The following is a 14,062-nucleotide window of genomic DNA, read 5'->3' on the forward strand; positions in this document are numbered from 1 at the left end:
TGATGACCCAGACCGGCCGCCAGACCGGGCGCGCGGCCCGCCCCGCGATCCGTCGCCTCGCCCTCGCGGCCGCGCTCGGTGCGGGCGTCGCCACGGGCCAGGCGCCGTGGGACCTGTGGTGGATCGCGCTGCCCGCGCTCGGGGCTCTCACCGCGCTGATTGCCGCGGAGGTGCGCGGGCCGCGGTTGGTCTGGCTTGGCTGGATCGGTGGGGCGGGCTACTTCGCTGCGGGCCTCTTCTGGATCGTCGAGCCGTTCCAGGTCGACGCCGCGCGCGACGCCTGGATGGCGCCCTTCGCGCTTGTGTTCATGGCCTTCGGCATGGCGCTCTTCTGGGCGCTCGCGGGCGGCGTCGCGGCGCTCGGGCGCGGTCCGGCGACCCGTGCGGCGGGCTTCGCGCTCGGCCTCGTCGCGACCGACCTGTTGCGCGGCTACGTCTTCACCGGATTTCCCTGGGCGCTCGTCGGCCATGTCTGGATCGGCACGCCGGTCATGCAGGCCGCGGCTTTCGTCGGCCCGGTCGGCCTGAGCGCGCTCGCCACATTCGCCGCCGCGCTGCCGATGCTCGGCCGCCGGCCCGCGGCCCGTGCGGGCCTCGCCGCGCTCGCGGCGCTCGCCATCGGCGCGGTCTGGGCCGGTGGCACCGTCCGCCTCGCCGCGCCCGAGCCGCAGCGCGATTCGCCGATCCGGGTCCGCCTGATCCAGCCTAATGCCGCGCAGGCGCTGAAGTGGCGTGGCGACATGTGGCGGATCTTCCTCGACCGGCAGATGGCCCAGACCGCCGCACCGGCGGCGGCGCCGCTCGACCTCGTGGTCTGGCCGGAAACCGCGGTGCCGTTCCTTCTCGAGGATGCCGGCGGGCTCTTTTCGCAGATCGCGGAGGCCTCCGGCGGCGTGCCGGCGGCGGTCGGCATCCAGCGCGTCGAGGGGATGCGCTACTTCAACAGCCTTGCCGCCGCCGACGGCAGCGGCGAGGTCCACGCGGTCTATGACAAGTGGCACCTCGTGCCGTTCGGCGAATACATCCCCTATGGCGACGTGATGGCCGAATTCGGCATTTCGGCCTTCGCCGCGCGCGAGGGCAATGGCTACTCGCCCGGGCCCGGGGCGCAGGTGCTCGACCTTGGCCGGGCCGGCAAGGTGCTGCCCCTGATCTGCTACGAGGCGGTCTTTCCGCAGGATCTGCGCGCGGCGCCGGAACGGGCCGACTGGGTGCTGCAGGTCACCAACGACGCCTGGTTCGGCAATGTCGCCGGCCCCTACCAGCATTTCGCGCAAGGACGCCTCCGCGCGGTCGAGCAGGGCCTGCCGCTGCTGCGCGCCGCCAATACCGGGGTGACCGCGGTGATCGACGCAAAGGGCCGGGTGCTGGACAGCCTGCCACTCAATACCGAGGGCGTGCTCGACGCCGAGGTGCCGGCGGCGCTGGCGCCGACACCCTATGCGCGGACCGGCGATCTGCCGGCGGCGTTCCTGATCGGGATCGGTCTCCTGGCGCTCGCCGCAACTCGGCGGCGAGTATCGGATTGACCGCGCCCGCGCGCACGGCTAGGGATTTCTCTCGAACCGTCACAACGGCTTCCTGGCGTGGCGGGGATAACCCCAATGGAGCACTTTCATGTCCCGTCAGAACTATATCTTTACCTCCGAGAGTGTGTCGGAGGGCCATCCGGACAAGGTCTGCGACCGGATTTCCGACGCCGTTCTCGACGCTTTCCTGACTGAAGAGCCGAACGCCCGCGTCGCCTGCGAGACCTTCGCCACCTCCGGCATGGTCGTGGTCGGCGGGGAAGTCGGTCTCTCCGACCAGGAGCGGCTCAAGAACTACATGGGCCGTATCGGCCAGATCGCCCGAGACTGCATCCGCGACATCGGCTACGAGCAGGACAAGTTCCACTGGAACACCTGCCATGTGCTGAACTTCCTGCACGAGCAGTCGGCCCATATCGCGCAAGGCGTGGACCGTGACGGCGCCGGCGACCAGGGCATCATGTTCGGCTACGCGGTAGACGAGACGCCGGAACTGATGCCGGCGCCGATCCAGTATGCCCACGCGATCCTGCGCCGCCTCGCAGAGGCCCGCAAGTCCGGCGCCGAGCCGAGCCTGCGCCCCGACGCCAAGTCGCAGCTCTCGCTGCGCTACGAGGGCGGCGTGCCGGTCGAGGTCACCTCGCTGGTGCTGTCGACCCAGCATGCAGACGAGAGCCAGACCTCGGACGACATCCGCGCCATCGTCGAGCCCTATATCCGCGAGGTGCTGCCCGCGGGCTGGCTGACCGAGAAGACCGAATGGTGGGTCAACCCGACCGGCACCTTCGTGATCGGCGGGCCGGACGGCGACGCCGGCCTCACCGGGCGCAAGATCATCGTCGACACCTATGGCGGCGCGGCCCCCCATGGCGGCGGCGCTTTCTCGGGCAAGGATCCGACCAAGGTCGACCGTTCGGCCGCCTATGCCGCGCGCTATCTCGCCAAGAACGTCGTCGCGGCCGGTCTCGCCCGGCGCTGTACGTTGCAGCTTTCCTACGCGATCGGCGTCGCCAAGCCCCTGTCGATCTATGTCGACACCCACGGCACCGGCGCGGTCGAGGAGGCCGCGGTCGAGGCGGCTGTGGCGAAGGTCATGGACCTCACCCCGCGCGGCATCCGCCAGCATCTCGATCTCAACAAGCCGATCTACCAGCGCACGGCGGCCTATGGCCATTTCGGTCGCGCGCCGGAGGCTGACGGCGGCTTCTCCTGGGAGAAGACCGATCTCGTCGAGGCGCTGAAGAAGGCCGTCTGACCTTCGCGCGGGCGGCAGGCGCCGGGGGTTTTGCACCCCCGGACCCCCGCAGGGTATTTTCGCAATGAAGAAACAGCGGGCGGCCTTAGGGGTCGCCCGTCGTCCTTTGGGGCGGGGTCTTGACCTCGGGGGGCGGTTCTGACAGGGCGGGGCGTCACTTTCACGGGGGAATGCCATGCCCAAGACCGATGTCTCCGGCCTGACCCAGCTTGGGGCCGCGACCGAGCTTCCCGCCTCGCCCGAGGCGGCGGTGCTGGAAAAGGTGCCGGCCGGCCATGCCGGCACCCGATATGTCGTGCGCTTCACCGCGCCCGAGTTCACCTCGCTCTGCCCGATGACCGGTCAGCCCGACTTCGCCCATATCGTGATCGACTACATTCCGCGCGACTGGCTGGTGGAAAGCAAGAGCCTCAAGCTCTTCCTGCATTCGTTCCGCAACCACGGCGCCTTCCACGAGGATTGCTCGATTCATATCGCCAAGCGCCTGGTGGAGCTTCTCGATCCCGAATGGCTCAGAATCGGCGCCTACTGGTATCCGCGCGGCGGCATCCCGATCGACGTCTTCTGGCAGACGGGTGCGGCACCCGAGGGGGTCTGGATCCCGGATCAGGGTGTTCCGACCTATCGTGGCCGGGGCTGAGCAAGACCCGTCAGGGCGGCCCCGCGCGGCCTTGACCGGCGGAGTAAAGAAGGCGTAGGCCCGCATCCATGAGCGACGAGACCCAGACCCCGCCCGAATGGCGCAATTTCTACGGCCGGATCCGGGGCAAGACGCTCCGGTCCAGCCAGAAGACCTATCTCAGCGAGGATCTCGACACTTTGCGCCCCGAGGGCGTGACGCGCGAGGAGAACCCCGAGCGGCTGCCGATCGAGCCCGCCGCACTTTTCGGCGACGACCGCTCGGTCTGGCTCGAGGTCGGGTTCGGCGGCGGCGAGCATCTGGTGCACATGGCCGCGCGCTATCCGGAGGTCGGGATCATCGGGGCCGAGCCCTTCATCAACGGCGTCGCGATGCTTCTGGGCAAGATCCGCGCGGCCGGCGTCACCAACCTCGCGGTCCATCCCGGCGATGCGCGCGACCTGATGGAGGTGCTGCCCGCGGCCTCGGTCGCGAAGGCCTTCCTCAACTATCCCGATCCCTGGCCGAAGCGCCGCCATCACCGCCGCCGCTTCGTCACCGCCGAGCATCTCCTGCCGCTCGCGCGGGTGCTGCGGCCGGGGGCGGAGTTCCGGGTCGCGACCGACATCCCGGACTATGTGCGCCAGACACTGACCGAAGTGCCGAAGGCCGGGTTCGCGCTTGTCGCCTCGGTCGCGACGCCCTGGGAGGACTGGATCTCGACCCGCTACGAGCAGAAGGCGCTACGGGAGGGCCGGGTGCCGCATTACGTGACCTTCCGCAGGCTCTGAGCAGAGGCGTCTCCGGCGGGGGTATTTTCGCAATGATGATGCCCGGGGGCATGGACCGGCCTCGGGGCTTGCGCTATCAGCGGAGCGATTTTCGCGAGGGAGAGAGCATGTCCGGCCACGGCGAACCGATACCGATGACCGCCCGCAAGTCCGGGCCGCTGAAGGGCGTGGCCGATGTGCCGGGCGACAAGTCGATCTCGCACCGCGCGCTCATCCTCGGCGCGATGGCGGTGGGCGAGACCCGCGTGACCGGGCTCCTCGAGGGGCAGGACGTGCTCGATACCGCCAAGGCGATGCGCGCCTTCGGGGCCGAGGTGACGCAGCTCGCGCCCGGCGAATGGTCGGTCCGGGGTGTCGGCGTCGGCGGCTTCGCCGAGCCCGCCGCGGTGATCGACTGCGGCAATTCCGGCACCGGGGTGCGGCTCATCATGGGCTGCATGGCGACCTCGCCGATCACAGCGACCTTCACCGGCGACGCCTCCCTGCGCAAGCGGCCGATGGGGCGGGTCACCGATCCCCTGGCGCTTTTCGGCGCGCGCGCCTATGGCCGCCAGGGCGGGCGGCTGCCGATGACGATCGTCGGCGCGGCCGAGCCGGTGCCGGTGCGCTACACCGTGCCGATGCCCTCGGCGCAGGTGAAGTCCGCCGTGCTGCTCGCCGGGCTGAACGCGCCGGGCCAGACCGTTGTGATCGAGAAGGAGCCGACGCGGGACCATTCCGAGCGGATGCTCAGGGGCTTCGGCGCCGAGATCACGGTCGAGGATACCGACGAGGGCCGGGTCATCACGCTGACCGGCCAGCCGGAGCTGAAGCCGCAGAGTGTCGCGGTGCCGCGCGATCCCTCCTCGGCGGCCTTCCCGGTCTGCGCGGCGCTGATCGTCGAGGGCTCCGACATCCGGGTGCCGGGGGTCAGCCAGAACCCGACCCGCTACGGGCTTTACACCACGCTCGTGGAGATGGGCGCCGACATCGCCTTCGAGAACCCGCGCGAGGAAGGCGGCGAGCCGGTCGCCGACCTGCGGGTGCGGTTCTCGGCGCTGAAGGGCATCGAGGTGCCGGAGGCCCGTGCCGCGAGCATGATCGACGAATACCCGATCCTCTCGGTCGTTGCCGCCTGTGCCGAGGGCACGACGGTGATGCGCGGCGTCAAGGAGTTGCGGGTGAAGGAGAGTGACCGGATCGACGCGATGGCGCGGGGCTTGGAGGCCTGCGGCGTGCGGGTCGAGGAGGAGGAGGACGTGCTCATCGTCCACGGCATGGGGCCGGGCGGGGTGCCGGGCGGCGCCACCGCGAAGACCCATATCGACCACCGGATCGCGATGTCCTTCCTGGTGCTCGGGCTCGCGGCGCAGAAGCCCGTGAGCGTGGATGACGGCTCGCCGATCGCGACCTCGTTCCCGGTCTTCGAGGGGCTGATGGCCGGCCTTGGCGCCGAGATCGTGCGGGCGGGCGCGTGATCTTTGCCGGCCCCTTATTTCATCCTTGAGGCGACGTAAGCCGTCGACCAAGAGTGACCTGATGCCTCGGCCATGGCAACGGCCTCCGTCACACGCCCGTCGCGCACCAGGAAACGCGCGAGGTCTGCCCTCAGATCGCGCAAGGCGATTTCGGTGTCGGGCAGGCCCTCAAGTTGCTTCAGGGTGGCAAGGACACCGGGCACATCGCCGGCCCTGACCTGCGCCCGGCCCAACGCACCAAGGGCCTTCGGCAGGTAATCGGGCGGAAGAAGGGCCAAGAAGGCCTCGACCTTCGGCTGACTGGAAAAATACGGGGCCTCGACAGAGTCGGACACGGCTTCTTCCTGCCACAAGCGTTCCGTCAAATGCGCGAGACCTATCCGGGCCGCGTCGAAATCCAACGCGACGGAAGCGGCGATGATGCGGATTCTGTCGCCTCTGGCGATTCCTCTGTTGACCGCTTCAAACTGCCGCAAGTAGGCCAGCGCACGGTCTCTGTCGCCGCCGCGGGCGTAAACCTCGGCAAGAATTTCGAGAACCCAGAATTTCTTCCAATGCCGTCCGCGCAACAACGGCTCATCTGCGATGGCGAGTGCGTCGGACAGACGGCCCGCTTCGGCCATCTTGAGCGCGACCTTGGCCAGAGCTTCTGCCCGGTCGGTGCGGTCGGCAAAGCGCCGCACAAGAGCCAGCGCTGCATCCAGACCCTCGGTTTGCAGGACATGGGCAAGGGATGCCTGGCCAATTCGGGTGGCGATATCGCGGTCAGGCACCAGCCGTAGCAGACCGAAGGCGGCATCGATCTGGCCGATGGCGATCAGGCCCCTTGCAGCGTTGAGGGTGAAGTCCTTGCGGTCATGCCAGCGTGCCGCCGCGATCTCGGCTTCGATACCGGACACGTCATTGCCAAGGCCAAGCTGGTAGAGCCTGAAATCGGCCTCCTTTTCCGGATCGGCCTTGCGGTCATAGATATCGGCGACCATTTCGCGCAGGGCGGATATTGTTTTCGGCGCGCGGCCGGGCTCGGGCATGCCGGAGAACTCCTGGCTAATGCCCAGTCCAAACAGCGCGAAACCCAGATCTGTCCGGGCCTGCCGCGGGTCGGCCGCGCGGGCGGTGACCGAGGGCCAAAGCAAGTCCAGCGTGGCAGCCCAGTCGTCGCGACCCGAAGTTTCCTGGAACATGGCGGTCACGATTAGGCCCGTGGCTGCGGCCCCGGCCTTTGGCGTGGCGAGCGACTGATCCAGCGCCATCTGGAAAACGCAATCTTGAGTGGGGGCGGAAAGGCAGGTCGGGTCGGCCTGAGCCGGGACGGCGGATAGAAGCAGGGCAACGATGGCGAGGTGGCCGAGCGGTGGAAGCTGTTCTCCGGGAACGCGCGAGCCGATCGCCGTATGCGGGGGATTGAAAAGGACGATCTTCATCAAAGCACCCTGCAACCATGGCGCGAATAGAAACCGAGAGCGGACGGCGGTCAAGGTTTGACCTTGGCCGGGGGGCGGCTTAGAGGGAGGAAAACGCGGGGGGCGCAATGAGATTCACGGTGGCCATCGACGGGCCTGCGGCGTCGGGCAAGGGCACGATTGGCCGTGCCGTGGCGGCGCATTTCGGCTTTGCCCATCTCGACACCGGGCTGCTTTATCGTGCCGTGGGGGCCAAGGCGGGGCCGGAGGGCGATCCGGTGGCGGCGGCGCGCGATCTCGTGCCGGAAGATCTGCAGCGCGACGACCTGCGGTCGGCCGGGGCCGGTCAGGCCGCGAGCCGGGTCGCGGCGATCCCGGAAGTGCGCGCGGCGCTCGTCGCCTTCCAGCGGAGCTTCGCGCGTCGCGACGGCGGCGCGGTGCTCGACGGCCGTGACATCGGCACCGTGATCTGCCCGGACGCGGAGGTGAAGCTCTACGTCATCGCCTCGGACGCGGTGCGCGCGCGCCGGCGCTGGCTGGAACTCAGTGCGAAGGGCGACCCGATCACCGAGGACGAGGTGCTCGCCGACCTCAAGGCCCGCGACCGCCGCGATGCCGAGCGCGAGGCGGCGCCGATGCGCCCGGCCAAGGACGCGGTGGTGCTCGATACCACGGAAATGACGATCGAGGTCGCGGTCGCCCGTGCATTGGCCGAGGTCGAGGCGAAGCTCGCCTGACCGCGCCTTTGCGCTGGCGGGGTCGGACCCCATATCGGACGCGGTACCCCTTCGTAGAAACCGATACGTCCATGCGAAAAGCCAGGCTATCAATGCGCATCATAGGGGCGGCGCTGCTCGCCCTCGCGGTGTCCGCTGCGGCGCTGCCTGCGGAGGAGCGCCCGGAAACCGGCCTCCTATGGCGTCAGGGTGACCTGCCGGCGATCTTTCCGCTTCAGGTCAAGACGCTGCCCGGGAAAGACTATTTCCTTCTCCTCGTGGAGGTTGAAACCGGGACGAACCGGCTTGCCGCCTATTTGCGCGGCGGCGAGTTCTTCCGGGTTCTGGTGCCGCCCGGACGCTACGCGCTTCACATCTCTTACGGCAGCGACTGGCTGGGCGAGGCGCAGCTTTTCGGCGACGGCCCGGAGGCGGGGAGCTTGATCCTGCGCGATCCCCTGAGCTTCGAGGTCAAGGGGCTCGGCCGCAAGTCGGGTCACATCGTGGATCTGCGTGGCGGCACCCACGCGTCCCCGGCTCTGGCCGGGCGCGAGGACTGGGCGCTCTGCCAGTCGCTGCGGCTCGATCCCGAGAGCCTCTTTTGGTTTCCACCAAAACGGCCAGTGCCGCGTTTCGAGCCCGACGGCGCGAGCTTGCGCCCGGTCCTGCCGCAAGACCTGCCCCCTCCGGTGCCGCGCTACGACGTCGTCGCCCGGTTCTGCCGCTGATCGGGGCCAAACGGGCGCGCGGCTCTTGCCTCGTACCCCGGAACTCTCTATAGCGGCTCCAGTCAAAAAGGCGGTGGAAGCCAAAGACGAGCATACGGGCAGGGTCGGGAGAAATCCGCGGCCCTTATCGTTTGTTCGGCGCCTATGACGCCAACCAAAGACCGGCGGAGCCAACCGCATGGCCAGAAACACATGAAAAGGAACTGAACACGCATGTGCGCTAAAGCGACGATGGAGGAATTCGAAGCCCTCCTCAAGGAAAGCTTCGAGATCGACACGCCCGAGGAAGGGACCGTTGTCAAAGGCAAGGTCATCGCGATCGAAGCGGGCCAGGCCATCATCGATGTCGGCTACAAGATGGAAGGCCGGATCGATCTCAAGGAATTCGCCAACCCCGGCGAGTCGGCCGAAATCGCCGTCGGCGATGAGGTCGAGGTCTACCTCGACCGCGTCGAGAACGTCCGGGGCGAGGCTGTCATCAGCCGCGAGAAGGCCCGCCGCGAAGAGGCCTGGGACCGTCTCGAGAAGGCCTATGCCGACGAACAGCGCGTCGATGGCGCGATCTTCGGCCGCGTCAAGGGCGGCTTCACCGTCGATCTCGGCGGCGCCGTTGCGTTCCTGCCCGGCTCGCAGGTCGACGTCCGTCCGGTGCGCGATGCCGGCCCGCTCATGGGCATGAAGCAGCCGTTCCAGATCCTCAAGATGGACCGCCGCCGCGGCAACATCGTCGTCTCGCGCCGCGCGATCCTCGAAGAGTCCCGCGCCGAGCAGCGCGCCGAGGTCATCGGTGCCCTGTCGGAAGGCCAGACCGTCGACGGCGTTGTCAAGAACATCACCGAATACGGTGCGTTCGTTGACCTCGGCGGCGTGGACGGCCTGCTCCATGTCACCGACATGGCGTGGCGCCGCGTTAACCACCCGAACGAGATCCTGAACATCGGCGAGACCGTCAAGGTCCAGGTGATCAAGATCAACAAGGAAACCCACCGCATCTCGCTCGGCATGAAGCAGCTTCTGTCCGATCCGTGGGATACCGTGGAAGCGAAGTTCCCGATCGGTTCGGTCCACAAGGGCCGCGTCACGAACATCACCGATTACGGTGCGTTCGTGGAACTGGAAGCCGGCGTCGAGGGCCTCGTCCACGTTTCCGAGATGTCCTGGACCAAGAAGAACGTCCATCCGGGCAAGATCGTCTCGACCTCTCAGGAAGTCGACGTCATGGTGCTCGAGATCGACACCGCGAAGCGTCGCGTCTCGCTCGGCCTCAAGCAGACGATGCGCAACCCGTGGGAAGTCTTCTCGGAAACCCATCCGGTCAACACCGTCATCGAGGGCGAAGTCAAGAACATCACCGAATTCGGTCTGTTCATCGGTCTCGAGAACGACATCGACGGCATGGTTCACCTCTCCGACCTCAGCTGGGAACAGCGTGGCGAGGATGCGATCCAGAACTACCGCAAGGGCGACGTGGTCAAGGCCGCGGTCACCGAAGTGGACGTGGAAAAGGAGCGCATCTCGCTCTCGATCAAGGCGCTCGACGCCGACACGTTCTCGGATGCGGTTGACGGCGTGAAGCGCGGCTCGGTCATCACCACCACGGTCACCGCGATCGAGGATGGCGGCATCGAGGTCGAGTACAACGGCATGAAGTCCTTCATCCGCCGTTCGGACCTCGCCCGCGACCGCGCCGACCAGCGCCCCGAGCGCTTCCAGGTCGGCGACCATGTCGACGCCCGCGTGACCAACGTGGACTCGAAGACCCGCCGCCTCGGCCTGTCGATCAAGGCGCGCGAGATCGCCGAAGAGAAGGAAGCCGTGGAACAGTACGGCTCGTCCGACTCGGGCGCCTCGCTCGGCGACATCCTCGGCGCCGCGCTGAAGGGCAACAAGTAAGCATCGCTTCTGCGACGTTTGGGAAAGGCCCCGCGAGTACCGCGGGGCCTTTTCGTTTGCGCCGGACGACAGGCGCACGGCCCTGTCGAGCGAATCACGGCGCGCGCGACCTCCCCGCGCCCGTCGTTATTCGGCGTCCCGCCCCGCCGGTGACCGGGCTGTGGCTTCGCCTTCACGCGCCACGGTTGTTCAAATCTTGCCGAGCGGGCGGAAATGCTGCTTTTCCAAAGGCTTTCCTGTTTGTCGAGCCGCGCTTTCCGCCTATAGTTTCGGGCGAAGAAAACTGCGGCTGGCGACCAAGCCGGTACGCGAAGGGGGGTTCCGTATGATCCGGTCTGAACTGATCCAGAAGATTTCCGAGGAGAATCCGCATCTCTTCCAGCGTGACGTCGAGAGGATCGTGAACACGATCTTCGAGGAGATCATCGAGGCGCTTGCCCGTGGCGACCGGGTCGAACTGCGCGGTTTCGGCGCGTTTTCGGTGAAGAAGCGCGACGCCCGTATCGGTCGCAACCCCCGTACCGGCGAGTCGGTCGACGTCGAGGAGAAGCATGTACCCTTCTTCAAGACCGGAAAGCTCTTGCGGGACCGGCTAAACGGGGGATAAGGATCGCGCATGCTGCGCATGTTCCGCCTGATATTTCTTGCCCTTCTGGCCATCGCCCTCGTGGCGGTCGCCTCGGCCAATCGTGACACGGTGACCCTGCGGCTCTTGCCGCAGGAATTCGACGCCTATCTCGGCTTCGGCTGGTCGGCGGAGTTGCCGCTGTTCCTCGTGATCTTCGCCGGAATCGTCGCCGGGCTCGGCATCGGCTTCGTCTGGGAATGGTTCCGCGAGGCCAAGCACCGCGCCGCCGCGAGCCAGCACAAGCGTGAAGCCGGTAGGCTGGAGCGCGAGGTGTCCCGGCTCAAGGCCGAGAAGCCCGAGCCCGAGGACGACGTGCTGGCCATTCTGGAAGGCAAGGGCGCGGCGCGCTGAGCGCGAGCCCGCCCGACCGGAGCCGGAAACGACCGCATGGACAAGATCCGCGTGAAAATCTGCGGGCTTCGCGAGAAAGCCCATGTCGAGGCCGCCGTTGCGGCGGGGGCGACCTATCTCGGCTTCGTGTTCTTCGCGAAATCGCCGCGCCATCTTGCCATTGCCGAGGCCGCGCGGCTTGCTCTCGACGTGCCACCCGGTGTCGCCAAGGTCGCGCTGACGGTGAACGCCACCGATGCCGAGCTTGACGCGATCACCGGCGCGGTGCCCCTCGACATGCTCCAGCTTCACGGCGCCGAAAGCCCCGCCCGCGTGGCCGAGGTTCGCGCGCGCTACGGCCTGCCGGTGATGAAGGCGGTGGGCGTCGCGGACGCCGAGGATCTTGCCGCGCTCGACACCTATGGCCGGGTCGCCGACCAGCTTCTGGTCGACGCCAAGCCGCCGAAGGGTGCGGCGCTTCCGGGCGGCAACGGGCTCGCCTTCGACTGGCGGCTCGTCGCCAAGAAATACTGGCCCTGCCCCTGGATGCTCGCGGGCGGGCTCACGCCCCTGAATGTCGCCGAGGCGATCCGGCTCACCGGCGCGCGGCAGGTCGACGTGTCGTCGGGCGTGGAAAGTGCGCCGGGCGTCAAGGATGCCGAGTTGATCCGCGCCTTCATCGCCGCCGCCCGCGGCGCCGTCACCGCATGACCCGCTTCCGCGAGGGCCGGCGCGAGGATGTCGCGGCGGTGATCGCGCTTCTCGCCGACGACGACTTCGGCGCAGGACGCGAGACCGCGCCGCTCGATGCCTATCTCGCCGCCTTCGACGCGATGCGGACCGAGGGCACGAACCACCTGATCGTCGGCGAGCAGGACGGCCGCATCGTCGCGACCTACCAGATGACCTTCATCACCGGTCTCTCGCACCGCGCCACCCGCCGCGCCCAGGTCGAAAGCGTCCGCGTCGCCGCCGACCTGCGCGGCCAGGGGATCGGCCGGGCGATGATGGCGGATGCCGAGGCCCGTGCCCGCGCCGCCGGTTGCCGGCTGATGCAGCTCACCACCCAGAAGGGCCGCAACCGTGCGCAGGAATTCTACGACCGGCTCGGCTTTACCCCATCCCACATTGGCTATAAACGCGAGTTGAGCCCCTGAAGGAGACGCGACGATGGCCGACGACCTGTTCAACAGCTTCATGAACGGACCCGACGAGCGGGGCCGCTTCGGCGATTTCGGCGGACGGTTCGTGTCGGAAACGCTGATGCCGCTGATCCTCGATCTTCAGGCCGAGTACGAGAAGGCGAAGACCGACGCGACCTTCTGGGCCGAGATGGAACATCTCTGGAAATACTATGTCGGCCGGCCTTCGCCCCTCTATTTCGCCGAGCGCCTGACGACGCATCTCGGCGGCGCGAAGGTCTACATGAAGCGCGACGAGCTGAACCATACCGGCGCGCACAAGATCAACAACGTGCTTGGCCAGATCATCCTCGCCCGCCGCATGGGCAAGACCCGGATCATCGCCGAGACCGGCGCCGGCCAGCACGGCGTGGCGACCGCGACGGTCTGCGCCAAGTTCGGCCTGAAGTGCATCGTCTACATGGGCGCCCACGACGTGGAGCGTCAGGCGCCGAACGTCTTCCGGATGCGGCTTCTCGGCGCCGAGGTCGTGCCGGTGACCTCCGGGCGCGGCACGCTCAAGGACGCGATGAACGACGCTTTGCGCGACTGGGTGACCAATGTCCGCGACACGTTCTACTGCATCGGCACGGTCGCCGGCCCCCACCCCTACCCGGCGATGGTCCGCGACTTCCAGTCGATCATCGGCAAGGAGGTGCGCTGGCAGCTCGCCGAGCAGGAGGGCGAGGGGCGCCTGCCCGACACCGTCATCGCCGCGATCGGCGGAGGCTCGAACGCGATGGGGCTCTTCTACCCGTTCCTCGACGATCCGTCGGTGAACATCATCGGCGTCGAGGCCGGCGGCAAGGGCGTCGACGAGCGGATGGAGCACTGCGCCTCGCTGACCGGCGGGCGGCCCGGCGTTCTGCACGGCAACCGGACCTACCTCTTGCAGGACGAGGACGGCCAGATCCTCGAAGGCTTCTCGATCTCGGCAGGCCTCGACTATCCCGGCATCGGCCCCGAACACGCCTGGCTGCACGAGACCGGACGCGCGAAATACGTCTCGATCACCGACAAGGAAGCGCTGGAAGCGTTCCAGCTGTCCTGCGCGCTCGAAGGGATCATCCCGGCGCTGGAGCCCTCCCACGCGCTCGCCCATGTGATGAAGATCGCGCCGACGCTGCCGAAGGACCACATCATCGTGATGAACATGTGCGGCCGCGGCGACAAGGACATCTTCGCGGTGGCCAAGCACCTCGGTTTCGACATCAAGACCTGACGCGGGCGGGCAATTCCCGCGCGCGAACGTCTCTCGCCGGCCCGGTCCCGCCGTGGCCGGCGTTATTCTGCCAGCTTTCCTGGCGTTGAAATCACGCCGTTTTTCCGGTCTACGTCACGCCCGGCACGGCAACCGGCGGCGGGCCGCCGACTGCTGGAAACGGCGTGGCACATTCTCGACAAAAAGTCATTGTATGCGTTGACCGCAACAGCGGCGCCTTCCGGACGGTACTGTACCGAAAGGAGGGTCAAACGAGGCACGGACAACCTATCGATCAGGAGGACCAATCTTGAAGCATTTGTTCACTCTT

The 14,062-nt window shown here is 67.6% G+C and carries 14 protein-coding genes and 1 riboswitch; of the genes, 13 read left to right on the forward strand and 1 reads right to left on the reverse strand.

The features are described from left to right. Positions 1–2 precede the first annotated feature (2 nt). The 5 genes from lnt (at position 3) to aroA (ending at position 5,651) form a co-directional block, all read left to right on the forward strand. Positions 3–1,529, forward strand: a complete 1,527-nt coding sequence (gene lnt, locus R5H32_RS15790; protein WP_318339651.1) for an apolipoprotein N-acyltransferase — start codon at positions 3–5, stop codon at positions 1,527–1,529. 33 nt (positions 1,530–1,562) lie between these two features. Continuing rightward, positions 1,563–1,612, forward strand: a riboswitch (SAM-SAH riboswitch). 5 nt (positions 1,613–1,617) lie between these two features. Continuing rightward, positions 1,618–2,784 carry a methionine adenosyltransferase gene (gene metK / locus R5H32_RS15795; protein ID WP_318339652.1) on the forward strand — a complete coding sequence of 389 codons (1,167 nt, stop codon included), beginning with the start codon at positions 1,618–1,620 and terminating at the stop codon, positions 2,782–2,784. A gap of 175 nt (positions 2,785–2,959) precedes the next feature. Beyond that, a complete protein-coding gene (queF, locus tag R5H32_RS15800) occupies positions 2,960–3,424 on the forward strand; it encodes a preQ(1) synthase (RefSeq protein ID WP_318339653.1) in 465 nt (154 codons plus the stop codon). 68 nt (positions 3,425–3,492) lie between these two features. Continuing rightward, on the forward strand, positions 3,493–4,194 hold the full coding sequence (trmB, locus tag R5H32_RS15805) for a tRNA (guanine(46)-N(7))-methyltransferase TrmB (protein ID WP_318339654.1): 702 nt from the start codon (positions 3,493–3,495) through the stop codon (positions 4,192–4,194). Between the two features lie 107 nt (positions 4,195–4,301). Continuing rightward, entirely contained in the window at positions 4,302–5,651 is a 1,350-nt protein-coding gene (aroA, locus tag R5H32_RS15810) for a 3-phosphoshikimate 1-carboxyvinyltransferase (protein ID WP_318339655.1), read from the forward strand. Positions 5,652–5,665: 14 nt separating this feature from the next. Here the strand turns inward: aroA and R5H32_RS15815 are convergent, their stop codons facing one another. After that, complete coding sequence (locus R5H32_RS15815; protein ID WP_318339656.1) at positions 5,666–7,075, reverse strand: hypothetical protein; 1,410 nt, start codon at positions 7,073–7,075, stop codon at positions 5,666–5,668. A gap of 107 nt (positions 7,076–7,182) precedes the next feature. On the opposite strand from R5H32_RS15815, the gene R5H32_RS15820 reads away from it, so the two are divergent. The 8 genes from R5H32_RS15820 to trpB all read left to right on the forward strand — a co-directional run bounded on the left by R5H32_RS15820 (position 7,183) and on the right by trpB (position 13,752). After that, positions 7,183–7,791, forward strand: a complete 609-nt coding sequence (locus tag R5H32_RS15820) for a d(CMP) kinase (RefSeq protein WP_318339657.1) — start codon at positions 7,183–7,185, stop codon at positions 7,789–7,791. Positions 7,792–7,883: 92 nt separating this feature from the next. Continuing rightward, the gene (locus tag R5H32_RS15825) at positions 7,884–8,498 is read left to right on the forward strand and encodes a hypothetical protein (protein ID WP_318339658.1); all 615 of its coding nucleotides are present in this window, start codon (positions 7,884–7,886) and stop codon (positions 8,496–8,498) included. Between the two features lie 213 nt (positions 8,499–8,711). Next, positions 8,712–10,391, forward strand: coding sequence for a 30S ribosomal protein S1 (gene rpsA, locus R5H32_RS15830; RefSeq protein ID WP_318339659.1), 1,680 nt, complete (start codon positions 8,712–8,714; stop codon positions 10,389–10,391). A 325-nt stretch (positions 10,392–10,716) separates the two neighbouring features. Next, on the forward strand, positions 10,717–10,998 hold the full coding sequence (ihfB, locus tag R5H32_RS15835) for an integration host factor subunit beta (protein ID WP_318339660.1): 282 nt from the start codon (positions 10,717–10,719) through the stop codon (positions 10,996–10,998). Positions 10,999–11,007: 9 nt separating this feature from the next. Next, on the forward strand, positions 11,008–11,370 hold the full coding sequence (locus R5H32_RS15840; RefSeq protein WP_318339661.1) for a LapA family protein: 363 nt from the start codon (positions 11,008–11,010) through the stop codon (positions 11,368–11,370). Between the two features lie 36 nt (positions 11,371–11,406). Beyond that, positions 11,407–12,060 (forward strand): phosphoribosylanthranilate isomerase, encoded by a 654-nt coding sequence (locus tag R5H32_RS15845; RefSeq protein WP_318339662.1) that lies wholly within the window; start codon positions 11,407–11,409, stop codon positions 12,058–12,060. Next, positions 12,057–12,506 carry a GNAT family N-acetyltransferase gene (locus R5H32_RS15850; protein ID WP_318339663.1) on the forward strand — a complete coding sequence of 150 codons (450 nt, stop codon included), beginning with the start codon at positions 12,057–12,059 and terminating at the stop codon, positions 12,504–12,506. The genes R5H32_RS15845 and R5H32_RS15850 overlap by 4 nt, the downstream gene beginning before the upstream one ends. Positions 12,507–12,519: 13 nt before the next feature. Then, positions 12,520–13,752, forward strand: a complete 1,233-nt coding sequence (trpB, locus tag R5H32_RS15855) for a tryptophan synthase subunit beta (protein ID WP_318339664.1) — start codon at positions 12,520–12,522, stop codon at positions 13,750–13,752. The last annotated feature ends 310 nt before the right edge of the window (positions 13,753–14,062 follow it).

The organism is Defluviimonas sp. D31 (assembly GCF_033436765.1).
In the GTDB taxonomy this organism is placed as follows: domain Bacteria; phylum Pseudomonadota; class Alphaproteobacteria; order Rhodobacterales; family Rhodobacteraceae; genus Albidovulum.